Raw genomic sequence first — 22529 nt, 5'->3', positions numbered from 1 at the left:
CCGAAACCCCTATCTGCGTATGCAGGTAGGGGTTTTGTTTTTAGTAGAAGTTCCCGATTTTGCTGACACGCCCTCCAGCGGCGGGTCTGGCCACAGAATTTCTTGACGACCATAGAGCATTGGAACCACCTGATCCCATCCCGAACTCAGCAGTGAAACGATGCATCGCCGATGGTAGTGTGGGGTTTCCCCATGTGAGAGTAGGTCATCGTCAAGATTGAATTCCGAAACCCCCGTCTGCTTGCGCAGACGGGGGTTTTGTTTTTGGCCCGCAGAAAAGCCTCCTGGCATCTGCTGAAATGAGTTAAGTTTTCGTTCCATGGTGCCGACAGCATGGTGAGCAATGCGTGCACCAAAGTGGAGCAGCCATAGAAGCTTGCCTACGCGCACAACGAGTGTTGTACCCGCACGCATCCCCACTTTCGGCATAGAAGTCTATAAAATGAATCTAAAATTCAGCCATAAAATCCTTTTGGCCGCCTCTGGTGTCGTGGTTCTCGCCTTTGCGCTGTTCACGTTCTACAACGACTATCTGCAGCGCGGTACCATCCGGCAGAACCTCGAGACCTCCATCCAGCAAGCCGGTGACCTGACCGCCAGTAGCGTGCAGAACTGGCTGGGCGGACGGATCCTGATACTGGAGAACCTGGCGCAGAACGTTGCACACCAGGGCAGCAAGGCCGATTACCCGGGGCTGGTCGATCAACCGGCATTGACCTCCAACTTCCAGTTCACCTATGTCGGCCAGACCGACGGCACTTTTACCCAGCGTCCCGACGCGAAGATGCCTGACGGTTACGACCCGCGTCAGCGCCCCTGGTACAAATCCGCTGTGGTGGCGGACAAGACCATGCTCACCCCGCCTTACATGGCCTCGGTCGGCGGCTTGGTGGTGACCATCGCCCTGCCGGTGAAGAGCGGTGGGCAACTGCTCGGTGTGGTGGGCGGTGACCTGAGCCTGGAAACCCTGGTGAAGATCATCAACTCGGTGGACTTCGGCGGTATTGGCCAGGCCTTCCTGGTCAGCGGCGACGGGCAGGTGATCGTCAGCCCGGAGAAAGACCAGGTGATGAAGAACCTCAAGGACCTCTACCCGAACTCCGGGCTGCGGATTACCAAGGGCATCCAGGAAGTCACCCTGAACAACCAGGAACGGATTATCTCGTTCACACCGGTGGTGGGCTTGCCTTCGGCGGACTGGTATATCGGTCTGTCCATCGACCGGGACAAGGCCTACGCGCCACTGAGCAAGTTCCGGACTTCGGCGTTGATCGCGATGTTGATTGCCGTGGTGGCGATCGCGGTGCTGCTGACCCTGTTGATCCAGTTCCTGATGCGTCCGTTGACCACCATGGGCCGCGCGATGCAGGACATCGCCCAGGGCGAGGGCGACCTGACCCGGCGCCTGAGCATCGAGAACAAGGACGAATTCGGCGAGCTCGCCGGCTCCTTCAACCAGTTCGTCGAGCGCATCCACGCCTCCATCAGTGAAGTGTCCTCGGCTACGCGCCAGGTCCACGACCTGTCCCAGCGGGTGATGAACTCCTCGAATGCCTCGATCGTCGGTTCCGACGAGCAGAGCGCGCGGACCAACAGCGTGGCGGCGGCGATCAACCAGTTGGGCGCGGCTACCCAGGAAATCGCGCGCAATGCCGCCGATGCGTCGCAGCACGCCAGCGGTGCCAGCGAACAGGCGGACGACGGGCGTCAGGTAGTGGAGAAAACCATTCTGGCGATGACCGAGCTGTCGCAGAAGATCAGTCTGTCCTGCACCCAGATCGAAACGCTGAACGCCAGCACCGATAACATCGGGCACATTCTCGATGTGATCAAGGGCATCTCCCAGCAGACCAACCTGCTGGCCCTCAACGCGGCGATTGAAGCGGCGCGGGCGGGTGAGGCGGGACGCGGGTTTGCCGTGGTGGCCGATGAGGTGCGTAACCTGGCCCACCGGACCCAGGAATCGGCGGAGGAGATCCACAAGATGATCACCTCGTTGCAGGTCGGTTCGCGGGAAGCGGTGACCACCATGAACGCCAGCCAGGTCTCCAGCGAGGAGAGTGTTGAAGTCGCCAACCAGGCCGGTGCCCGCCTGGTCAGCGTGACCCAGCGGATTACCGAGATCGATGGGATGAACCAGTCGGTGGCGGCTGCGACCGAGGAACAGACTGCAGTGGTGGAAACCCTCAACGTCGATATCAACCAGATCAACCTGCTGAACCAGCAGGGTGTGGCAAACCTGAATGAAACCTTGAAGGATTGTGATGCGTTGGCGCAACAGGCCGGACGGTTGAAGCAGTTGGTGGACAGTTTCCGGATCTGATCCCGCGATACCTGTGTTGACCCCCTCTCTTGCGGAAGCAGGGCTTGTGTGGGAGCAGAGCTTGCTCGCGAAGGCGGCCTCAAGGACGCCAAAAGCTTCGCGGGCAAGCACCGCTCCCACAGAGGAGATCTGTCGTTCACCAGACCGCAGGCAATACCTGGCGGCGGGGCCGAACTTGATCAGGCCAACAACGTCCGCACATTGTTCATCGCATCATCGGCAAACCCCTGGACGAAGCTACGGAACCCCGGCAGCGCCTCCTCGCCCCCCGTGGCCGGTTCGGCAATGATGGTCCAGGTCGCCCGGCAGCGCTGCGCATCCAGCGCCTCGACGGTCATCGCCGCCCACAGCTGGCCAACCCCCAGGGTGTTGTAGATCGTCGTCCAGGTCATCCGCCGTGCCTGCTCGTCCCGCGAGTTGAGCTGCTCGACCACCAGGTTGCCGTCCTTGAAGAACTTCTTGCGCAGCGAGCCGACCCCTTCGCCGGTCATTTCGATGCGCTCCAGCGCCGTGATGAACGCCGCGAAGCCGCCGAAATCACCGACCACGGCCCAGACCGTGGCCGCGTCGCGGGCGACTTCCACCGATGAAATCACCGGGCTGCCTTGTGGATTGCGGATCAGGCTATCGGGTTGCAGGTTATTCATGATGTAACTCCTTGTGGGTGGGGTGAATCAGATGAACTGGATCTGTTTGAGGTAGTCGCAGCCCTTGCGCAGCAGCGCCGGGGTCTTGGCCGGATATTGCTCGCCCATCTCGCGCACGCCGGCGGCGGCGTGGGCATGGCCGATGGCCGAGATATCGCCGATGTCCTCTTCGAAACCGTTGAGGTAGAAACCCAGGACTTCGAACAGCGCATTACTGCTGTCGACCCGATGCAACTGGCCTTGCCAGTCGGCGACACTGACCAACTGGAAGTCGTGGCCGGCCTCGCGGAACGAAGCCACGTAGTCGGCCCAGCTCAAGGGCTGCGGGTTGTGCAGGTTGAACACCCCGTGGACGCTGGTGCGCCGGCCATGCACGGCGATGAAGCGGGCGAGGAAGTCCACCGGCATCAGGTCGAAATTGAGCTCCAGGGCGGGCACCTGGCCCAACTGCAACGAGCCCTTGAGCATCAGCATCAGCCGATTCTTATGCGGTTGGCTGACCCCGCTGCGACTGTTGAAGCTGATATTGCCGGGCCGGTAGAGGTTGACCCAGGCGCCTTGCTCGCGAGCCCGTTGCAGGATCCGCTCGCCGACCCACTTGCTCAGGTTGTAGCCGTTCCTGATATAGATCGGCGGTGTCTGCGCCGCCGGTTGTTCGAGCACCCGGCCCTCGGCGTCGACACTGCTGGAGGCCGACAGCGTCGAGATGAAGTTGAAGATCTTCTTGCTGCGGCCTTCGCACAGGCGCAGGCATTCGAACAACGGATCGACGTTGTCCGCTGCCAGCGACTCGTAGTCGAGTACGTGATTGACGTTGGCGGCGTTGTGCAGCAGGGCGCCGAATTCACGATCGATCCGCTCGTAGACCGCCGGGGCCAGCCCCAACAGCGGGCGGGTCAGGTCGGCTGCATGCACCCGCACCCGGCTCAGGTCCAGATGCTCCAGGCGATTTTCCCGCAGGGCCCGGGCAAAGCGTTCGGCCGCCGGCTCCGCCACGCTGTCGCGGACCAGGCAGGCGACCTCGACGGCGCCGCCGGCCAGCAGCGCTTCGACCAGGTGCACGCCGACAAAACTGTTGGCCCCGGTCACCACCACCTTGTTCACATCGCCGGCGCGCTCGGCGGGCAACACGTTCAGGCCCAGTTCTCGGGACGCGTCGACCAGGATCTGTTCGCTCAGGGCCTGGCTGGTGGCCGCGCCCCCGACCAGCATCGCCAGGCGACACAGGGTCGGTTCTTCGATAAAACGGTTGATGGAGATCCCTCGGCCGTACTGCTCGCGAATACCCAGTAGCATTTTCGACAGCAGAATCGAGTGTCCGCCCAGGTTGAAGAAGCTCTCGTCGGTGGAAATGTCCTCGACGGGCAGTTCCAGCAACTCGGCCCAGAGCGCCAGCAGACGGCTTTCGTCCGCCGTGGCCGGTAACCGCCGACGGCCGTTTTCAGGCGTCTCGACCGGTAGCTGGAGCAACGCCGCGCGGTCGATCTTGCCGTTGCTGGCCGCAGGCATGCTGGCCAGCTCGGTGTACACGGTCGGTTGCATATAGTCCGGCAGATAACGCTCGGCATGCTGCCTGAGGGCGTCCTGGCCGCCGGGAGACTGTGCCTGGCTCATAAAGGCCAGCACCCGCCGCCGGGGATCGATGACCACCGCGATCTGGCGATACAGCCGACTGTCGCGCAGGCACTGCTCGATCTCCTCCGGCTCGACCCGGAAGCCGCGGATCTTCACCTGGTTGTCCCGGCGTCCGCACAGCTCGATGCCTTCGCCGGTCCATTTGGCCATGTCGCCGGTACGGTAGGCGCGCAGGCTGGCACCCTGGCCCAGATCCAGTTGCAGATAACTGTCCGCCGTCTTGGCGGGATTATTCAGGTAACCGAGGCCGACCCCGGGCCCGGCGATGTACAACTCGCCGACGCTCTGCTCGGCGACCGGCTGGCGTTGTTCGTCGAGAATCAGCACCTGGCTGTTGGCGATCGGCTGACCCAGGCTGCGATTGCCGGAGCCGGCCTGGAAGCGCCTGGCCGTGACCAGCACCGTGGCTTCGGTGGGCCCGTAGAGATTGTAGAAATGGCACTGCGTCGCGAGTTTCTCGATGACATCCGGTTCGCAGACGTCGCCGCCGGTCATCACGTGAGTCAGGCCCAGGGGCATGTCCAGCGGCAGGATGCTCAGCAGCGCCGGTGGCAGGAAGGCATGACTGAGCTGTTGCCGGCGAATCAACGCCAGTAGCTGCAAGGGGTCGCGGCGTTGGTCTTCAGTGGGCACCACCAACTCCGCGCCACGGAGCAGGGTCGGGAATATGTCGATCAGCGACGAGTCGAAACTCAGGGTGGAGAACTGCAGCACCCGGCTGTTTTCGCTGAGCTGCACATAGTCGGCATACCAGGCGGTGAAATGGCTGAGGTTGTGCTGGCTGAGCAGTACGCCCTTGGGCTGCCCGGTGGTGCCCGAGGTGTAGAGCGCCAGGCAGGGCGCCTGGGCTGCCAGTGCCTGACGTACCAGGGGTTGATCGCTCGCTGCGCTCGTCAGGTTGCGGACATCCAGGGCCGGCAGATGCTCGGCCAGCGGCGCTTGCCCGTCGTGCAGCAGCAAGGTGGCGCCGGCGTCCTTGAGGACGAACAGCTGGCGTTGCAGCGGGTGGCCAGGATCGAGCGGCAGATACACCGCGCCGGCCCCGAGAATCGCCAGGATGCTGGCGTACAGCGCGGCGCTCTTGTGCTGGCAGAGGCCGATCACCGGCGGCCCGGCGCACGGCCCCAAGGCGTCGAGCCGGGCCAGCAGGGCTTGCTGGATTGTCCGGCTCAGGTCATGCAGTTCCCGGTAGGTCAGTGATACCCCGTCCAGGGTCAGCGCCGGGCGTTCGGCGAAACGCCGCAGGCTGGCTTCGATAGGTACGATGACCGGCACCTGCGCCAGGGCCAGCAACTCGGGGCGCGCGGTCTGGTTGAAACGGTGTTCGAAGGCCAGGGATTCGAGCCGGCGCAGATCCTGTTCCGAGTGCCCTGGCGCCGACGGTAACGTCACGGCTTCGGCAAAGTGTTCGGCATCGCGGGAGTAGCGGCTGACCTGCAAGGCCACCTGCTCCACCAGGGCCTGGACCGCGGCGAGGCGTAGCACCTGGCCATTTCCGGAGCCGTCCTGGGCAACGCACAGGCGCTGGATCAGGCGGCTCCCGTTCTCCTCGACCAAGTGGCAGAGCAGGCCGAGCTCGGGCAGGCCGTGGGGCGTCACGGGGCCCTGCTCCAGGCGCAGGGCCAGGTGAATACAGGCGCCGAGGTCGCGCCGCCAGCTGCTGGGCAACGCCAGGCTGCCATCTTCGATCAACAGATCCGCCGCGCCCGGCGGTTGTGCTTCGATGGCCTGGGCCTGACTCAGGCGTTGAATCGAATGCCCGTGCTGTTCCAGCTCGCGAAGCAATTCATCCAGCGCCTGGCTGCTGCCGACGAGCAAAAGGGTGAGACGTCTCATGATGATCTCCTTGGCTAGATCAGGTAGTCGCTCAAGGCGTCCTGAACACAGGGCGAATCGAGCAGCGAGCTGTTGCGCAGGAAGCGCACGATATTGATCACCAGCGGATGGTGGCGATTGATCGGATACGCCAGCCCCAGGGCCTCGCGCCTGAGGGCCTGGCGAATCGCCTCGGTCACCGGCAGGTGCTCGATCACGCGGAAGTCGAAGGCCTTCTGGATGTCGTTGGTCAGGTAATGCACGATGAACACCGGCAGGATCTGCGCGATCAGGTCGCGGTCGTCCTCGCTCGCGGTCTGCCAGTAGATCCGCACCAGGCGCGTCCAGAACGTGGCGTGTCGGCCTTCGTCGAGCAGGTGATCGGCCATCAGGCCCTTGATCGAGGGCTTGATCGTCTCGTCCTTGGCAAAGGCCGCGACGTCGTTGGTCACGGTGTTTTCCGAGATCGCCACGCAGATCAGTTCCATGGCCGCCCGCAGGTGCTCGGGGGCCATGTCCATGGCCGCCGGTATCGCCCGGCTCAATTCGATTTCCTCGGGCAGTTCGAGCGGTTCGATACCGCTCATGGCCACGGTCTGCTGCATGAAATCCATGGCCACCAGGGCGTGATAATCCTCGTCCACCACCACGGTCATGGCGTCGTAGCGACAGGCGAACGGGAAGTCGATCGGGAAGCGGCCCTTGGCAATGCTGCGCGCGGTGCGGTCGACGATATCGGTCTCGAAAATCACCACGTCATTGATGAATTTGTAGAGACTCTGCAGCAGCACGAAATCCCTTTGCCCTGGGCACAGGGTCAGGAAGCTCTCGCTGCTGACCAGCGGCTGGCGGCTCAGCGGATAGATCAGCCGATCGTCATCCTCGAGCAGGCGGCGTGGACGGGTGCGGATGCTGGCGCGGCTTTCCCAGGCATCGGCGAAGGAGCTGTAGTCGGCGGCGTTCATGAGATGGCCACCTCGTCGACGTGCTCGTTCAGGCTCAGTTGCAAGCCGTCCCACAGCGCCATGCGACTGTCCACGGCCGCCAGGGCGGCGCTGTAGATCTCCACTTCGCGTTGCGATTGACCGTCCACCAGGCGCTCCAGCAGTTGCTCGGCCGCCGGCCCGTGGTCCTCGGAGTCGACATCGATATGCCGTTGCAGGTAGTAGCGCAACGTCGGGGCCTGGGCCTGGTCGATGCCCCATTCATCGAGAATCCGCTGGAACATGTGCGGGATAACACTTTCCCGACCGTGCAAAAAGGCTGCGGCCACTCGGTGCGCCGAGGCGTTGAGGGCGATGTCGAGGGTGTTGCCGACAAAGCTGAGCACCATCGACGGGGCGTTCACCGTGCGCAGCGCGGTGTCGACCGTCACGCCTTCACGCAGCAACTCGATGAAGCGTTCGATGGCGAGCGTGCTGGCACCCACTTCGCGCATTGCCTCCAGGTACAACTCGAAGTGGCTGCAATGGCCGGGACCCGCGCGTTGGTCGGACTCCTCGCCGAGGACAATCTCATTGATCAGGCGCGCGGCCTGGGGGTCCTTGGGCGGGAGCCAGGGCAAGGTGGTACAGGTCAATTCCTGTTGCAAACGCTTGGTCAACGACATGAAGTCCCAGACGGCAAAGACATGGACTTCCATGAATCGTCGAAGCAGTGAAAGTGAATGGATCTCACTGAATACAGGGTGTTGGGTCAACTGTTCTTTTCGGCTGTCGAGAAGGGATTTTAGTGCGCTCATTAATAATCACCACGTGGCTGCAAAGTTTGAAGGTTGTGACAGGTTACAAGCGGTCTTCTAATCGTTATGACGGTTGGCTAATGTCAAATTTGTTAACAGGCAGACGAGCAGCGTCCTCAATAAGAAATTGAAAGCATCGAGAGCAATCACTGCCTGTTTAACATGCGCCAAAGCGTCATCGCGCAAGCGTTTTGAGCGTATTTTGTTTGGTGTTGCTGGGCGCCTATGTCTAGGCTGGCTAAGGCCATTGCGACAGGGGTTGCCCGAAAGCCATTAAAAATTAATACAAGTAATCAGCGCGGATCAAGTTATTTTTAGAACAATTGTAAGTTGTGTTTTTTAACGGATGAGTGTTGCCGATAACACTGGTGATACCGTGTTTTTAGGGGTGAGAGCGCCCCTTCCGAATAATAACGATCAGAATTTAAATGAATGATTGAATGCCTCATCCATATGGCTCTCAAAGTGGGAGTGGCTTAATAATTTGATAGGCGTGGCCGGGGCGCGGCTAATCCGTACTTCCGGCGCGTGGAAGTGCTCCTTGGGTAAGTGATGTAATCCGAAAGTTGCATGCGCAGAGCGGTACGTCGCTCGTCAATTCATTATCGCTGAGCAAGCCTGTGCCCAAACGGGCAGTTCTGCTATCGCCGGAAGAGGCGAAACCTGTCCGAAGCCGTGAATAGATAGGGTCATCCCGCGTGGCGGGGCATGCGCCCGGGGTCTATTTCACGAATCATGCAAAACAGCTGATGACAGATGATCGGCGCCGTCGTTGTCGCTCACAGGCAATATGTATCGTTGGCCCGCAGCCAACGTGCACGTCGGTAAAGCAGGGGGCCATCGGCCCCTGCGGGCGTATCGGCGCAGCGGTTCAAGACCGGGTCTGGGCCAGATAGCGCAGAATCACTTCAATGCCGCGTTGCAGGTGGTGCCGCAGGTTCTCCACGCATACTTCGATCTCACCGGCGCGGGCGGAGCTCAGCAGGGCGCGATGATCATCCTGGGAGAGTTTGCCCAGCCCCATGGCCGACAGGTTGAAACGCAGGAAGCGTTCCTCTTCCACCAGGCCCTGCTCGATCAGTTTCAACAGTTTGTGGTTGGGCGCCTTGCTGTAGAGGCCCATGTGGAAGAGACGGTTGAGTCGTCCGACCTGGCTATAGTCTTCTTCGGTTTCAAGCAGATCGATATACCTCTCGATCTGCTTGAAGTCATTCTCATCGAGCAAGGGCACCGAGCGGCGCAGGGCTTCGGTTTCCAGGAGGATCCGCAAGTCGTAGGCTTCGATGGAGTTATCGACGATCAGTGGCGCCACCACCGCGCCCTTGTGGTGCACCACATGCAGGAGTTCCTGGGCTTCGAGCTGGCGCAGGGCTTCGCGCACGGGCATGCGGCTGACGCCGAACAGCGTCGCCAATTCCTGTTGGCGCAAGGCCAGGCCACAGGGGAGGCGCCCGTCCAGGATCGCGTTGCGCAAGGTTTCCTCTATCACCGCCCGGGCCAGATGGGCGGGTATGGGTCCATTGACGTGAACGCTGTTCAAGGGATTCGGTTTTTCCGCCACGCGACTACTCTGTTTTGAACAAGGTTGAAGGGTGATCCGTTGGCACACTAGAAGCTGCCCGGGTGCTTGTCAAACCGACCATTTTCTGCGCTTGAGGCGCGCCATGACGGATGATTGCATGGTGCCATTCTCTTTCACCAGCCCTCCCTGAAACTATCAATCGATTCCCAAGTGACTGTAGGGACTCGCCCTCTTGGCGATGCGTATTGCTTCCCGCGGCCCCAGTGTTTTGCACAAGGTTCCAGAACCTGGGTTTCCAAGGCGTCCGCACCTGTCGGAGAGGTCCTTGGGTTGCGCGGAAAAGTACCCATCCGGCTCCGCACCAGCCATGAAAAAAGGCCCTATTGATATTCCTTAATAGTATTTAAGTTATATCTCTTATATCTATATTGTCATATTCCTGCGTGCCCACCGAGTCCTTGGTGCGCCGCATGAACTGAACCCACACGCGACCCGCGTGAGTGTCTGATCAGCAAGTGCACCTCTGAGCGTGCCCTGCGCAGGAGTCCTTACATGTCCCTGGCTTCTTCCGTTTCGACCTTAGCCGATGCCCCGGCACAGCGTTTCGACGTCCGTCCCTTTGCTGGCACAGTGGGGGCTGAAATCGTCGGCCTCGACTTGAGCCGAGCGCTCAATGACGAAGATTTTGCCCGCATCCACCGCGCGCACCTGGAGCACCATGTGCTGGTATTCCGCGACCAGCGCATCAGCCCCGAGCAACAGATCGCCTTCAGCCGCCGTTTCGGCGTGTTGCAGATCCATGTGCTCAAGCAATTCCTGCTGGCCGGGCACCCGGAGATCCTGATCGTCTCCAACATCATCGAGAACGGTCAGAATATTGGCCTGGGCGATGCGGGCAAGTTCTGGCATTCCGATCTGTCCTATAAGGAGCTACCGAGCCTCGGTTCAATGCTGCACGCCCAGGAGCTGCCGGAGGAGGGTGGCGATACCCTGTTCGCCGACCAACACAAGGCCTGGGACAACCTGCCCGAGGCCCTGCGCAAGGCGGTCGAAGGCCGTTCGGCGGCGCACTCCTACACCGCCCGCTACAGCGAAAGCAAATTCGCAGGCAGTTGGCGGCCGACCCTGACCCCGGAACAACTGGCCCAGGTCGCCGAGGTGGTGCATCCCATCGTGCGCACTCACCCGGAAACCGGCCGCAAGGGGCTGTTCGTCAGCGAAGGTTTCACCACGCGGATTGTCGGCCTGCCGGAAGACGAAAGCCGCCAGTTGCTGAGCGAGCTGTACGCCCACAGCGTGTTGCCGGAAAACATCTACCGCCATCAATGGCAGCCCCACGACCTGGTGTTCTGGGATAACCGTTCGCTGGTGCACCTGGCCGCCGGTTGCCCGATTCACCTGCGGCGCAAGCTCTATCGCACCACCATCCAGGGCGATGCCCCGTTCTGACCTGATCGCTTCAAGGAGCATCCCCATGCCTGCACCCTTTGCGTTGTGGCCGAAACTCGGCCGTCTCACCATTTCCGTCGGCCTTGGCTTGAGCCTGTTGGCCGGCAGCCTGCTGGCGCCGGCCGCGGCCCAAGCCGAAGGCGAGATCCGCGTCGCCGAACAGTTCGGTATCGTCTACCTGTTGCTCAACGTGGTCCGCGACCAGCATCTGATCGAGAAGTACGGCAAGGCCGAAGGGATCGATATCAAGGTCGACTGGACCCAACTGTCCGGCGGTGCGGCGATCAATGACGCGCTGCTGTCCGGCTCGGTGGACATCGCCGGTGCCGGTGTCGGGCCGTTGCTGACCATCTGGGATCGCACCTACGGCAAGCAGAACGTCAAGGCCGTCGCCTCGCTGGGCAACTTCCCCTACTACCTGGTGAGCAACAACCCGAAGGTCAAGACCATCGCCGACTTCACCGACCAGGACCGCATTGCCTTGCCGGCGGTCGGCGTTTCCGTGCAGTCGCGCTTCCTGCAATACGCCGCGGCCAGGCAGTGGGGCGACAAGGAATTCAATCGCCTGGACAAATACACCGTCGCCGTCCCGCATCCCGATGCCACGGCGGCCCTGATCGCCGGCGGTACCGAGTTGACCGGGCACTTCTCCAACCCACCGTTCCAGGAGCAGGCGCTGGAAAACCCCAACGTGCATGTGGTGCTCAACAGCTACGACCTGCTCGGGCCGAACTCGCCGACGGTGTTGTTTGCCACCGAGAAGTTCCGCAACGACAACCCGAAAACCTACAAGGCCTTCGTTGACGCCCTGGCCGAAGCCGCCGAGTTCGCCCAGAAGGACAAAGGCGCGGCGGCGGACACCTACCTGCGGGTGACCAAGGCCAAGATCGACCGTGCGGCGCTGCTGAAAATCATCGACAACCCGCAGTTCGAATTCAGCGTGACGCCGAAGAACACCTACCCGCTGGCCGAGTTCCTCTATCGCGTGGGCGCCATCAAGCACAAGCCGGAGTCGTGGAAGGACTACTTCTTCGAGGACGCCAAACTGCTGCAGGGGAGCTGACCGCCATGAATGCCTCCTTGCAAGGCCACACGGCCAGCAACCCGACCCTCGCTACCCCGGCGTTGCTGGCGGTCGACCAGGTCAGCCTGGAGTACCGTACCCCGGCGCGAGTCGTACGGGCGACGCACCAGGTCAGTTTTGAAGTCGACCACGAAGATCGGTTTGTCCTGCTCGGGCCTTCGGGCTGTGGCAAGTCGACCTTGCTCAAGGCGGTGGCCGGGTTTATCCGGCCCTGCGAAGGCGAGATCCGCCTGCAGGGCCAGGCGGTCACCGACCCGGGCCCGGACCGCATCGTGGTGTTCCAGGAATTCGACCAGTTGCCGCCGTGGAAAACCGTCAAGCAGAACGTCATGTTTCCGCTGCAGGCGTCCGCCACCCTCAAGCGCCGGGAGGCGCAAGAGCGGGCGCTGCATTACCTGGAAAAGGTCGGCTTGTCAGCGTTTGCCGATGCCTATCCGCATACCTTGTCCGGCGGCATGAAAGCGCGGGTGGCGATTGCCCGGGCCCTGGCGATGCAACCCAAGATCCTGCTGATGGACGAGCCCTTCGCTGCCCTCGATGCCCTGACCCGGCGCAAGATGCAGGAGGAATTGCTGCAACTCTGGGAAGAGGTGCGTTTCACCCTGTTGTTCGTCACGCACTCGATTGAAGAGGCGCTGGTGGTGGGCAATCGCATCCTGTTGCTGTCACCGCATCCGGGCCGGGTACGGGCGGAGATCCACAGCCATCAGTACAACCTGCACAGCCTGGGCGGCGCCGAGTTCCAGGCGTCGGCGCGCCGGATCCACCGGCTGCTGTTCGACGAAACCCCGCAGGCCGAAACCGAACTGGATTTCGCCGATATCCGCATCGCCTATTGAGCGGCTGGAGGAATGCCCGATGAATCTTTCATCCCCTGTGCGTGAAGAATATGAAGTGACCCTGGAGCCCTTGTTCGAGGTCCCGCTGGAGCGCGAATTGCCCCTGACGCAACGACTGTGGCAACAAGGCTGGTTGCGCAAGAGCCTGATCCTGGTACTGCTGGCGATCCTCTGGGAAGCCGTGGCGCGCTATCAGAACAACGACCTGTTGCTGCCGAGTTTCCTGCAGACCGCGAGTGCGTTATATGACGGCCTGATCAGTGGCGAGTTGCTGGACAAGGTCGGGATTTCCCTGGTGGTGCTGCTCAAGGGCTATGTACTGGGGATTGTCCTGGCGTTTGCCTTGACCACGCTGGCGGTCTCGAGCCAATTCGGACGGGACCTGCTCAGCACCCTGACCTCGATGTTCAACCCGCTGCCGGCGATTGCGCTGTTGCCGCTGGCGTTGCTCTGGTTCGGCCTGGGGCAGAACAGCCTGATTTTCGTGCTGGTGCACTCGGTGCTCTGGGCGTTGGCGCTGAATACCTACGCCGGGTTTCTCGGCGTGTCGGAGACCCTGCGCATGGCGGGCCGTAATTACGGCCTGAAGGGCTTGCGTTTTGTGCTGTTCATCCTGATTCCGGCGGCGCTGCCGTCGATTCTCGCCGGGCTGAAGATCGGCTGGGCGTTTGCCTGGCGCACCTTGATCGCGGCCGAACTGGTGTTCGGCGCCACCAGCGGCAAGGGCGGGCTGGGCTGGTACATCTTCCAGAACCGCAACGAGCTGTACACCGATAAGGTGTTCGCAGGGTTGGCGGTGGTGATCCTGATCGGCTTGCTGGTGGAGAACCTGGTATTCGATACTCTGGAGCGGGTGACGGTGAAACGTTGGGGGATGCAACGTTACAGCTAATGAGAATACTTTTGAGAACGCCTTCGTCGCGGGCCCGCGACGAAGATATTACATCTGTCCGTTGAGGTTCTTTGATCAAGGTCAATAGTACGATGATCGGGTGGCGGCATATTGACATCAATGTATAGATTATGACTTTACTTCTTTGCCCCTTGACCCTACCGATCTCTGCGGGTGGACAGAGACCATCGAACGCCTGAAGCAACTGGGAGGGAGCCCGATATTGTGTTTGTCTTCCTTCCCGTGAGTAGGCCATTGCCATGCCTGAGATTCAGGATCTTTCCCAAGTTTTCATCCAGACCCTAGAACAGAGCATCGACAGTGTTGTGGTCATTGATAGCCAGAATCGGGTCATCCTGTTCAACGCTGCCGCCGAAGCCTTGTGGGGGTACAGCCGGGAGGAGGTGATCGGGCAGAACGTCAGTATCCTGGTACCACAGTTGATCCGTGCTGAGCATGACGGCTACATCGATGCCAATCGTCGTGGCGGAATCAACAAGATCGTCGGCACCAGTCGCGATGTGCTGATCGAGCGCAAAGACGGCACCCGGCGTTGGGGGGCGATGTCCATCTCCAAGGTCAGGAGCGACGGCCAGGTGATGTACACCGCCTTCCTCAAGGACATTACCGCCCAGCATGAAGAGCGCGAGCGCTTGTATCTGCTGTCACTGGTGGTCGACAGCACCGAAAACGCGATCATTATCACCGACGGTCAATGGCAGACTCTCTACGTCAACGGTGGCTTCACCCAGATGTTCGGCTACGATGCGGCCGCCGTGGTGGGGCGAACGCCGATCAAGGTCATCGCGCCGTATTTCGAACTGGACGATATTGCCGCCATCCGTGACCAGTTGCAGCGAGGCGAGACTTATCATTCGCAGGAGTTCGGTTATCGCCATGATGGTCGTCGGGTCTGGTGCAACGTCACCACCTATGCGGTGCTCGACAGCCTCGGCCACCTGACCAACACCGTCAGCGTACTGATTGACGTGACCCATACGCGGATGCCGGAGATCCTGCGGCACAAAGTGCTCGAAGCCATGGTTCGAGAGGAATCGTTGGCGGCCTTGATGTCGTTGGTCTGTCGTGAGGTCGAGCGGATTGCCCCCGACGTGATTGCCTCGATCCTGCGGGTCGACGAAGCGGGCACCTTGCACGCCCTGGCGGCCCCTAGCTTGCCGGAGCATTACTCCAGTGCCCTGAATGGCCTGCGCATCGGCCCGCAAGTGGGGTCTTGTGGTACGGCGGCGTTCAGCGGTGAGCCGGTGGTGGTGACGGACATCGCTCATCACCCGTTCTGGGAAGGTTTTCGCGACAAGGTGATCCCATTGGGGCTCAAGGCCTGTTGGTCGACGCCGATCAAGTCCAGTTCCGGGCGGGTGCTGGGAACCTTCGCCTTCTACTACCGGGAGAAGCGCGAGCCAAGCCCGCTGGATCTGCTTCTGGTGAATGCCACGATCCACCTCTGTGCACTGGCCCTGGAGCGTGAAGAGTCCCGGGCCCATATCCGCCAGTTGGCGTTCTACGATGACCTGACCGGGCTACCCAACCGCAATATGCTGCACGCCAAGGCTGACCAGGCGATTGCCGATGCGGTGCGCAGCAAGAGCAGCCTGGCCGTGGTCTTCATTGACCTGGACCGCTTCAAGCAAGTCAATGACTCCCTCGGGCATTCGGCGGGCGATGAGTTCTTGTGCATGATCGCCCGGCGGTTGAATGAGCGGAGGCGCAAGCAGGATATTGTCTGTCGGCTGTCCGGCGATGAGTTTGTGCTGGTACTGCCGCAATGCTCGCTGGAGCAAGTGACCGATCTTCTCGTCGGGCTCAAAAGCTGCCTGAGCGCCCCGTGCCAGATTGCCGGGGTGACCCTCAAGCCTTCCGCCAGCATTGGCGTCAGTATGTTTCCGGAAGATGGTCGGACCATGGAGGTGCTGCTGCAACGGGCTGACATCGCCATGTACCAGGCCAAGACCAATGCACGGGGCAGTGTCAGTTTCTTCAGTCACGGGTTGGATCAGATGGCCAAGGGGCGGCTGAGCCTGGAAACCGCCCTGCGTGAGGCGATTGATCGGAAACAATTGCACCTGGTGTATCAGCCGCAGGTCGATCTCAACCGCCAGGACCTGTGCGGCATCGAGGCTTTGGCGCGCTGGAATCACCCGCAATTCGGCGATGTATCACCCAGCACCTTCATTCCCATGGCCGAGGAGTGTGGCCTGATCGGCGAATTCGGCCAATGGTCGTTGCGAGAAGCTTGCCGGCAGTTGGCAAGCTGGCGCCGTCAGCACCTGAAGGTGCCGAGCATTTCGGTGAATCTCTCGCCGACCAATTTCCACAACCGTGATTTACCCCGTTTTATCAGTCGGGCCTTGTCGCAGAACGGCCTGGTGGCGGCGGACCTGACGGTGGAGATCACCGAGAATGTGTTGATGGACAACAACCCGGATACCCTGTGCACGATCGATGAGGTCCATGCCCTGGGGGTCCGCCTGGCCATGGATGACTTCGGTACGGGCTATTCGAGTTTGAGCTACCTGCGGCGCTTGCCGATCAAGGAGCTCAAGCTCGATCGCAGTTTTGTCCATGACCTGGAAACCGACGACACCAGCCAGGCCTTGAGCGAGGCGGTGATCCGGATCGGCGAGAGCCTGGAGTTGCGGGTGGTGGCCGAGGGCGTGGAAACCCTGGCCCAGCAAAGGATTCTCCAGGCCCAGGGTTATGAGGTGGCGCAGGGGTTTCTGATTTCCAAACCGATGCGGGGCTGCGAATTGGGCTCGTGGCTGGAGAGTTTCCGGCTTAATGCCTGAGGCTCCATTGCCGAGGTCACTCAGTCGCGGCCTCTGGTGCGTTGATATACATCCGCTGATTTTGTGGTAGCTGTCCTGTTGTCTTCGCGGAGCTTGCCCGCGAAGGCGTCTTCAGCAACGCCGCAGTCTCTGGATCAGCCCACAGTCCCCATTGCCGACGTCTCATCGATCACCGAGTCGACCCACGACTGCGCCAACTCGATCAAATGCACGGTCCCCATCGCCAACTTGCGCTTGGCACCGTCGAGTTGGTCGGCGGACTCATAAGCCGTGGCCGCCGCCGATTGCAGGATCGACAGCGCGTTGACCAACTTGTCTTCCACGCTGAGTGACGAGGGGATACGAGTGGGCGAGGGGGAGAAGGTTGGGTGAGGTCTGAGTGGGTCTTCGCTCAGCGGCAGCCCGTAGTGCGCAAAAGCGCGTTCGGCAGCGGCATCGAAATGAGGTTTTCCGATCTTTGCGCGACGTGATGCCGGGAAACTGATCGGCGGGTCCGGTGTAAGTCTTTTATCCATGGTCCAGCTCCTACGTGATAAGTGGGAGCCCTCTTTCTGCCGTTTCCACACGGCGAAAAGGTGGCAGCTGTACACAGGGTGGAAAACCGGACCAGTAGGCAACCCGGCCAGACCGAGGTCTGCCTGCGCACAGCCGCCATAGAACACATTGCGGAGCAAAAAAACGCCGACAATGAGCTTGGTGGCGCTGATGCGCCTACTGGTAGGTTCAGGTTTCCACACCTAGATCGCTGATTTTGCAGCGATAGAACGAAGACTAGTGACCGCTTCCAGCAGGCGCAAGGCGAAAGGATTTTCTAGGAAACTTCAGGCAAGGGAAAGGGAATTGTCCGGCGATAGCCCCTTTGGAGACGAGCCGCTGCTCTAGCGATAATGTTCATTATTTGACCGGAGAGTTTTGCCATTCTGTATTTACTGCCACTCCAATGCGCACATGACCAGTAAAGTGGATGCCCCGAAGCTGCTATCGCGACTGGTTTTACGCGGCTACAAGTCGATTGCCGAGTGCGACATCGAGCTGGGAAAAATGAACGTATTGATCGGTGCCAACGGTGCCGGTAAATCCAACTTCATCGGCTTTTTCCGTCTGATCAACAGATTGCTCGATGAGAAATTGCAAGTCTCTGTGGGTGTTGCGGGAGGTCCGGACGCTCTCCTGCATTTCGGACGCAAGAAAACCGAACATCTGAGTGCACATCTGTATTTTGGCAATAACGGCTACACATTCACGCTCGTGCCGACGCAAGACAATCGGATGATGTTTTCTCACGAAGCGCTCTGGCGGAATTTGTATGGTGATTATCGAGCCGAGTCTGGGCACTTCGAGTCTTACGCTGAAACGCAGAAGGGCACAGCGGTATACGGGCACGTCGTATCGGCTATGCGCAGCTGGCTGCTTTTACCATTTCCACGATACGAGCCAAAGCGCCTGGGTCAAACAGATCCACGGGATCAATGACAACGAGTACCTACGTGACGATGCGCGCAATCTGGCGGCCTTTCTCTATCGCCTGAAAAAAATCACCATGAGGCTCACTACAAGCGCATCGTCAAATCAATCCAACTGGTAGCTCCCTTCTTTGACGACTTTCATCTGCGTCCTACCGTGGATAACAAAGAAAAGATCCAACTCGCATGGACGGAGAAAGGGCAGGATGTGCCCTTAAATTCCAGTGCGTTATCCGATGGCACGCTGCGATTTATCTGCTTGGCAACCGTACTGCTTCAACCCGAAACCTTCATGCCGTCCGCGATCCTGATTGACGAGCCTGAGCTCGGTCTGCCCCCTTTTGCGATCATCACATTGGGGGCGTTAATGAGGGCCAGGGCGCAGAAGCACCAATTGATCATCTCGACACAATCGGTCGAGTTGGTGAATGAGTTCGATGTGCACGACCTCATCGTCGTGGACAAGGTGGATGGAGCGTCTGTGTTCAAGCGCCTCGATGAAAGCCTGTTGGCCGAATGGCTGGAGGAGTACAGCCTTGGTGATCTCTGGAAGAAGAATCTTCTGGGGGGGCAGTCAAGGCACTTACTTGAAATGCCTTGTCTGAGGGAGGAACCGTCGTAATCAGCGCCCAAACGTTAGCCTTATTCTGGTTGATGCTGTCCCTGGGGCGTTTTCAGGGTCCACCTCGCGATGACAATGGCCATCACGGCGACGATGAATGTGACCCATGACATCAAGCCAATTCCTCCTTCAAATGCGTGCCCTGCGATGCTCATCAATTCATTCGCCTGACCACTAGCCAATGTTGCCGCCACCGTGTGGGCACCGGCCAATGTCTCGCTGGCGAGGCGCTCTTGCAGCGGAGTGAGAAATTGCGGCAATTGCAACGTACCTCGATAGTAAGAGGTGATCAGCCCCCCGAGCACTGTCGTCCCTAGTACCACGCCCACCTCATAGGCGGTTTCGCTGATAGCCGATGCCGCTCCGGCCTTGGTGGGCGGTGCCGCCGACAGAATCACGTCATTGGAGACCGTGGCGATCGCACCCACGCCTATATTCAACAAGGCAAAGGCGACGACCAGGACCGCCAAGCTGATGCCCAGGCTGGCAACCAGCAGGAACGCGACCCCGGTAAACGCCAACAGGATTGGCACAAGCGCGTGGACCGAAACCCGTTGCGCAACCGGCACCACTAGCATCCCAACGATAATCGCCATGATTTGTCCGGGTACCATTGCCAGGCTGGCACTCAAGGGAGGCATACCCAGGACGATTTGCAGAAACTGTGTGGCAAAAAAAACAAATCCGATCAGGAACGCCAGGCTCATCAGGTTGATGGCCACGGAGACGCTGAAGGTTTTATTGCGCAACAGTGCCAGGTCCATCAAGGGGGTCGGCAGGCGAAGTTGGCGACGTACGAACAACCAGCCAGTCGTCATACCGATGACAAAGGCCGCCAGGGCCATGCCATCGATGCCTTCGCTGGCGACGTGCTTGATGCCATACACCAACGCTCCCAGCGCGGTCATCGATTGCAGAATGCTCAACGGATCAAGAGTGCTAGAGGCATCCGGTTCTGACTCGGGTAATAACAACGGCCCGAGGGTCAGCAACGGTATCAGTACCGGCACGGCCAGCAGGAAGATTGATCCCCAACTGAAGAATTCCAGCAGTATGCCGCCTATCAATGGCCCGAGCGCCGAACCCACAGTCAAGGTGGTCGCCCAGACTGCAACTGCCAGGCGCCGCTCTTCCCGATCCTCGAAGACCGAGCGGATCAGCGCCAGCGTCGAGGGCATCAGCATGGCGCCAAAGACCCCCATGCAGGCTCGTCCCGCAATCAACTGTGCGGCGCTGGCGGAATAGGCCGTCATGACGGAGACGATGGTAAAACCCAGTGAGCCTATCAGCAGCAACTTGCGATGACCGACCCGATCTCCCAGGCTACCCATGGACACCAGCAATCCCGCCAATACCAGCGAGTAGGCATCAATCATCCACAGTTGCTGGCTGGCAGTGGGATGCAGGGCCTCGGCTATCTTCGGCAGCGCGAACCCCAACACCGTGTTATCCACGGTCACCAGCAGTACCGGGAGCATCAATACGGCCAGACCCAACCAGCGTTTGAATCGAGGTCTTTGTTGCATAGCCTCAGTACTCAATGACATTCACTGCCCCCTTTTATCAAGCCAATAATCACGGGATCACTGGCTAGTGATCCCGTGACACGATGCTTCGTCATTCTCTGGCGAGGCTTGGTTTCAGTTCAGCAGAGAAAAAATGTGCTGGCAGTCTACGGCGCCTGTATTCACGAGCTTGCCCAGAGAGTTGGAAATGGTCTGTAAGTCACTTCTGAAACACTCGTAATCCCGATCATTGACATCTGCCATCAAGCGCTCCATTCCCTGTGCCAGTGCTTCGCGCTGGTGACAGGCTTGGTCGTTTTCCAGTTGTATGTCCCAGTAAACCTCAGGAGGATTGACCAGCAGGCGAGAAAGCAGTGCCATCATGGTCCGCATAGGGGGCGGCATGACTTCCTCGACTACGGCCAGATCCACCGAGGATTTCGCTAAGGCCATGCCAAATCCGAGAATGGCTGCATGAGGCAACGCCTGACAGAGCGCCATCAGTTCGTCATGGGTAGCTGGCGTCATTCGCCTGATTTTCATGCCAGCCTCCATCAGATTTTGTTCAATGAAGGTTTTTGGTGCGTCACTGTCTTCTACACAGATCGCTACCGTGCGCCCTTGGACCGAGAGCTTGGGCGAAAACATCGGGTTGATACCAACGAACTGCTGGTTGGGCGACGCAGCTTTCAAAGCGTTGTAGAAAGGTCTCTGTACCGAGCAGGTAGGCATGAGCACAACATCTGCCGACACGGACTGGATGACCCAGGGGATGGCGCGGATGGCGACACTTTCAGGTAAAGCGAAAACCACTGCCATTGCATTGCGAAAAATATGCTCGGTGTTGCTGAACGGGTTGGTTACCTCCACCTCGTAGTAGTCGCTCTCAACACCACCAGAACGCTGATCCACTGTCTTGATGTTGTACCCGTACTGCTTGAGAATACGGCTGATCAGCGAGCCGACGAGGCCGGCTCCTCCCAACACGACAACCGTGTTGTTCTTCATTGTTCGCTCCCTGCGGCAAAACTGTAATAAGGGACGCTGGCTTTAACCAAGGTCTCTTCGAGCTCCTGTTGCGGATCAGAATGGGCAACGATGGCGCCTCCGATTCCGAACTCGGCCTGATGATTCCGTAACACCGCCGTGCGAATGACGATGCTCAACTCCGCGCCACCGCTGAACGATATCCAACCCAGCGCACCGGAGTAGACGCCCCGTGCCGAGGACTCCAATGTATCGATGATTTCCATGGTGCGTTTCTTCGGAGCGCCTGTCATTGAGCCTCCAGGGAAGCAGGCCCTGATGGCTTCGACAGTTGATATGCCAGCGCCCAGATGTCCGCGCACCGTCGAAACCAGTTGATGCACTGAAGAAAAACTTTCGACCGAGAAAATCTCCGGAACATGCACGCTGCCAGGCCGACAGACACGGTTCAGGTCATGACGAACCAGATCGACAATCATTAGGTTTTCGGCACGATCCTTGGCCGAGATCCCCAAAGCCTCGCGCAATTGCTGATCTTCGTCGGCGTCTTGGCTTCGTGGTCGGGTTCCCTTGATTGGCCGGGACTCGATCAGGCCACTGTCCTCGATTCTGAGGAAGGTTTCGGGTGAGGCGCTCAATACCGAGAACCGGTCGAACATCAGGTAGGCGCCATAGGGCACGGGGCTGGCTTCGCGCATCCGTTGGTAGGCATCCAGCGGTGATCCGCCATACGCCATCCTGGCCCGGTTGGTCAGACAGATCTCATAGGATTCGCCGTCGGTTATGTACTGTAGCGACTGTTTGATCTTACGGATGTAGTCCTCTGGACTATCTTCGAGGGACAGCTTGAGTTCATTCACAGCTCCTGGGATGAACCGTTGCAGCTCATCGGCAGCCTGGCCCTTAGGCAACAAAGATGGCGGCAACTGCGGCCATTCAGGCGGCTGGCCGGTTGCGCTCATCAGGCACTCGTACAGCTTGTTGTCGTGGTGATCGAAAACGAAGAAATGCGGTGTGAACATGAAGTAGGCGTCGGGGTATTCCGAGCGATAAGCCCTTTGGCCGCCTGCCTGCTCCTTCAACTCATAACCCAGATACCCTACGAACCCACCCTTGAAGGCAAACGGTAAATACTGTGGCGTTTCTACTTGCACCGACTCGATGATTTGGCCGATCAATGTGAAGCAATCGCCCTCGA

At 59.8% G+C, this 22529-nt stretch carries 17 protein-coding genes and 1 rRNA gene; 9 read left to right on the top strand and 9 right to left on the bottom strand.

Going from position 1 to position 22529, the window contains the following annotated elements; genetic code table 11:
• The first annotated feature begins 101 nt into the window (after positions 1 to 101).
• Both rrf and M5B96_RS31610 read left to right on the top strand, forming a co-directional pair.
• Positions 102 to 217 (top strand): 5S ribosomal RNA (rrf, locus tag M5B96_RS31615).
• 225 nt (positions 218 to 442) lie between these two features.
• Positions 443 to 2323, top strand: coding sequence for a methyl-accepting chemotaxis protein (locus M5B96_RS31610; protein ID WP_248801009.1), 1881 nt, complete (start codon positions 443 to 445; stop codon positions 2321 to 2323).
• A 179-nt stretch (positions 2324 to 2502) separates the two neighbouring features.
• Here M5B96_RS31610 and M5B96_RS31605 read toward each other — a convergent pair whose 3' ends face one another.
• From M5B96_RS31605 to M5B96_RS31585, 5 genes are all read right to left on the bottom strand, one after another.
• On the bottom strand, positions 2503 to 2970 hold the full coding sequence (locus tag M5B96_RS31605; protein WP_248801007.1) for an SRPBCC family protein: 468 nt from the start codon (positions 2968 to 2970) through the stop codon (positions 2503 to 2505).
• A 27-nt stretch (positions 2971 to 2997) separates the two neighbouring features.
• A complete protein-coding gene (locus M5B96_RS31600; protein WP_248801005.1) occupies positions 2998 to 6441 on the bottom strand; it encodes an amino acid adenylation domain-containing protein in 3444 nt (1147 codons plus the stop codon).
• Between the two features lie 14 nt (positions 6442 to 6455).
• Complete coding sequence (locus M5B96_RS31595; RefSeq protein WP_248801003.1) at positions 6456 to 7385, bottom strand: diiron oxygenase; 930 nt, start codon at positions 7383 to 7385, stop codon at positions 6456 to 6458.
• Positions 7382 to 8161 (bottom strand): DUF3050 domain-containing protein, encoded by a 780-nt coding sequence (locus tag M5B96_RS31590; protein WP_248801001.1) that lies wholly within the window; start codon positions 8159 to 8161, stop codon positions 7382 to 7384. Before M5B96_RS31590 ends, M5B96_RS31595 begins: the two co-directional genes overlap by 4 nt.
• 871 nt (positions 8162 to 9032) lie before the next feature.
• A complete protein-coding gene (locus tag M5B96_RS31585) occupies positions 9033 to 9722 on the bottom strand; it encodes a GntR family transcriptional regulator (protein WP_248800999.1) in 690 nt (229 codons plus the stop codon).
• Between the two features lie 513 nt (positions 9723 to 10235).
• On the opposite strand from M5B96_RS31585, the gene M5B96_RS31580 reads away from it, so the two are divergent.
• From M5B96_RS31580 to M5B96_RS31560, 5 genes are all read left to right on the top strand, one after another.
• Entirely contained in the window at positions 10236 to 11132 is an 897-nt protein-coding gene (locus tag M5B96_RS31580) for a TauD/TfdA dioxygenase family protein (protein WP_248800997.1), read from the top strand.
• Positions 11133 to 11157: 25 nt separating this feature from the next.
• Positions 11158 to 12195 carry an ABC transporter substrate-binding protein gene (locus tag M5B96_RS31575; RefSeq protein ID WP_248800996.1) on the top strand — a complete coding sequence of 346 codons (1038 nt, stop codon included), beginning with the start codon at positions 11158 to 11160 and terminating at the stop codon, positions 12193 to 12195.
• Positions 12196 to 12200: 5 nt separating this feature from the next.
• Positions 12201 to 13055, top strand: a complete 855-nt coding sequence (locus M5B96_RS31570; protein ID WP_248800994.1) for an ABC transporter ATP-binding protein — start codon at positions 12201 to 12203, stop codon at positions 13053 to 13055.
• A gap of 19 nt (positions 13056 to 13074) precedes the next feature.
• Positions 13075 to 13947: an ABC transporter permease gene (locus M5B96_RS31565; RefSeq protein ID WP_248800992.1), complete on the top strand. Its 873-nt coding sequence runs from the start codon at positions 13075 to 13077 to the stop codon at positions 13945 to 13947.
• Positions 13948 to 14207: 260 nt separating this feature from the next.
• Positions 14208 to 16754, top strand: coding sequence for an EAL domain-containing protein (locus tag M5B96_RS31560; protein ID WP_248800990.1), 2547 nt, complete (start codon positions 14208 to 14210; stop codon positions 16752 to 16754).
• A gap of 134 nt (positions 16755 to 16888) precedes the next feature.
• Here M5B96_RS31560 and M5B96_RS31555 read toward each other — a convergent pair whose 3' ends face one another.
• Positions 16889 to 17269: a DUF6124 family protein gene (locus M5B96_RS31555; RefSeq protein ID WP_248800988.1), complete on the bottom strand. Its 381-nt coding sequence runs from the start codon at positions 17267 to 17269 to the stop codon at positions 16889 to 16891.
• A gap of 433 nt (positions 17270 to 17702) precedes the next feature.
• Between M5B96_RS31555 and M5B96_RS31550 the strand changes: the two genes are divergently transcribed.
• Together M5B96_RS31550 and M5B96_RS31545 are read left to right on the top strand one after the other, a co-directional pair.
• Positions 17703 to 18227 carry an AAA family ATPase gene (locus tag M5B96_RS31550; protein ID WP_248800986.1) on the top strand — a complete coding sequence of 175 codons (525 nt, stop codon included), beginning with the start codon at positions 17703 to 17705 and terminating at the stop codon, positions 18225 to 18227.
• Between the two features lie 147 nt (positions 18228 to 18374).
• On the top strand, positions 18375 to 18839 hold the full coding sequence (locus M5B96_RS31545; RefSeq protein WP_248800984.1) for an AAA family ATPase: 465 nt from the start codon (positions 18375 to 18377) through the stop codon (positions 18837 to 18839).
• A 20-nt stretch (positions 18840 to 18859) separates the two neighbouring features.
• Here the strand turns inward: M5B96_RS31545 and M5B96_RS31540 are convergent, their stop codons facing one another.
• The 3 genes from M5B96_RS31540 to pabB all read right to left on the bottom strand — a co-directional run.
• Positions 18860 to 20386 (bottom strand): MFS transporter, encoded by a 1527-nt coding sequence (locus M5B96_RS31540; RefSeq protein ID WP_248800982.1) that lies wholly within the window; start codon positions 20384 to 20386, stop codon positions 18860 to 18862.
• A gap of 93 nt (positions 20387 to 20479) precedes the next feature.
• Complete coding sequence (locus M5B96_RS31535; protein WP_248800981.1) at positions 20480 to 21352, bottom strand: prephenate dehydrogenase dimerization domain-containing protein; 873 nt, start codon at positions 21350 to 21352, stop codon at positions 20480 to 20482.
• On the bottom strand, positions 21349 to 22529 hold a 1181-nt coding region (gene pabB / locus M5B96_RS31530; RefSeq protein WP_248800980.1), incomplete at its 5' end, for an aminodeoxychorismate synthase component I. The genes M5B96_RS31535 and pabB, both read right to left, overlap by 4 nt.

The sequence above is a fragment of the Pseudomonas sp. MWU13-2105 genome (genome assembly GCF_023242315.1).
Classification (GTDB): domain Bacteria; phylum Pseudomonadota; class Gammaproteobacteria; order Pseudomonadales; family Pseudomonadaceae; genus Aquipseudomonas.
This window is presented reverse-complemented; position numbering and strand designations above follow the sequence as displayed.

Excerpts from the sequence above, each read along its gene's own strand:
- M5B96_RS31610 (WP_248801009.1), top strand. The coding sequence starts at position 443 with ATGAATCTAAAATTCAGCCATAAAATCCTTTTGGCCGCCTCTGGTGTC.
- M5B96_RS31605 (WP_248801007.1), bottom strand. The coding sequence starts at position 2,970 with ATGAATAACCTGCAACCCGATAGCCTGATCCGCAATCCACAAGGCAGC.
- M5B96_RS31600 (WP_248801005.1), bottom strand. The coding sequence starts at position 6,441 with ATGAGACGTCTCACCCTTTTGCTCGTCGGCAGCAGCCAGGCGCTGGAT.
- M5B96_RS31595 (WP_248801003.1), bottom strand. The coding sequence starts at position 7,385 with ATGAACGCCGCCGACTACAGCTCCTTCGCCGATGCCTGGGAAAGCCGC.
- M5B96_RS31590 (WP_248801001.1), bottom strand. The coding sequence starts at position 8,161 with ATGAGCGCACTAAAATCCCTTCTCGACAGCCGAAAAGAACAGTTGACC.
- M5B96_RS31580 (WP_248800997.1), top strand. The coding sequence starts at position 10,236 with ATGTCCCTGGCTTCTTCCGTTTCGACCTTAGCCGATGCCCCGGCACAG.
- M5B96_RS31575 (WP_248800996.1), top strand. The coding sequence starts at position 11,158 with ATGCCTGCACCCTTTGCGTTGTGGCCGAAACTCGGCCGTCTCACCATT.
- M5B96_RS31570 (WP_248800994.1), top strand. The coding sequence starts at position 12,201 with ATGAATGCCTCCTTGCAAGGCCACACGGCCAGCAACCCGACCCTCGCT.
- M5B96_RS31565 (WP_248800992.1), top strand. The coding sequence starts at position 13,075 with ATGAATCTTTCATCCCCTGTGCGTGAAGAATATGAAGTGACCCTGGAG.
- M5B96_RS31560 (WP_248800990.1), top strand. The coding sequence starts at position 14,208 with ATGCCTGAGATTCAGGATCTTTCCCAAGTTTTCATCCAGACCCTAGAA.
- M5B96_RS31555 (WP_248800988.1), bottom strand. The coding sequence starts at position 17,269 with ATGGATAAAAGACTTACACCGGACCCGCCGATCAGTTTCCCGGCATCA.
- M5B96_RS31550 (WP_248800986.1), top strand. The coding sequence starts at position 17,703 with ATGACCAGTAAAGTGGATGCCCCGAAGCTGCTATCGCGACTGGTTTTA.
- M5B96_RS31540 (WP_248800982.1), bottom strand. The coding sequence starts at position 20,386 with ATGTCATTGAGTACTGAGGCTATGCAACAAAGACCTCGATTCAAACGC.
- M5B96_RS31535 (WP_248800981.1), bottom strand. The coding sequence starts at position 21,352 with ATGAAGAACAACACGGTTGTCGTGTTGGGAGGAGCCGGCCTCGTCGGC.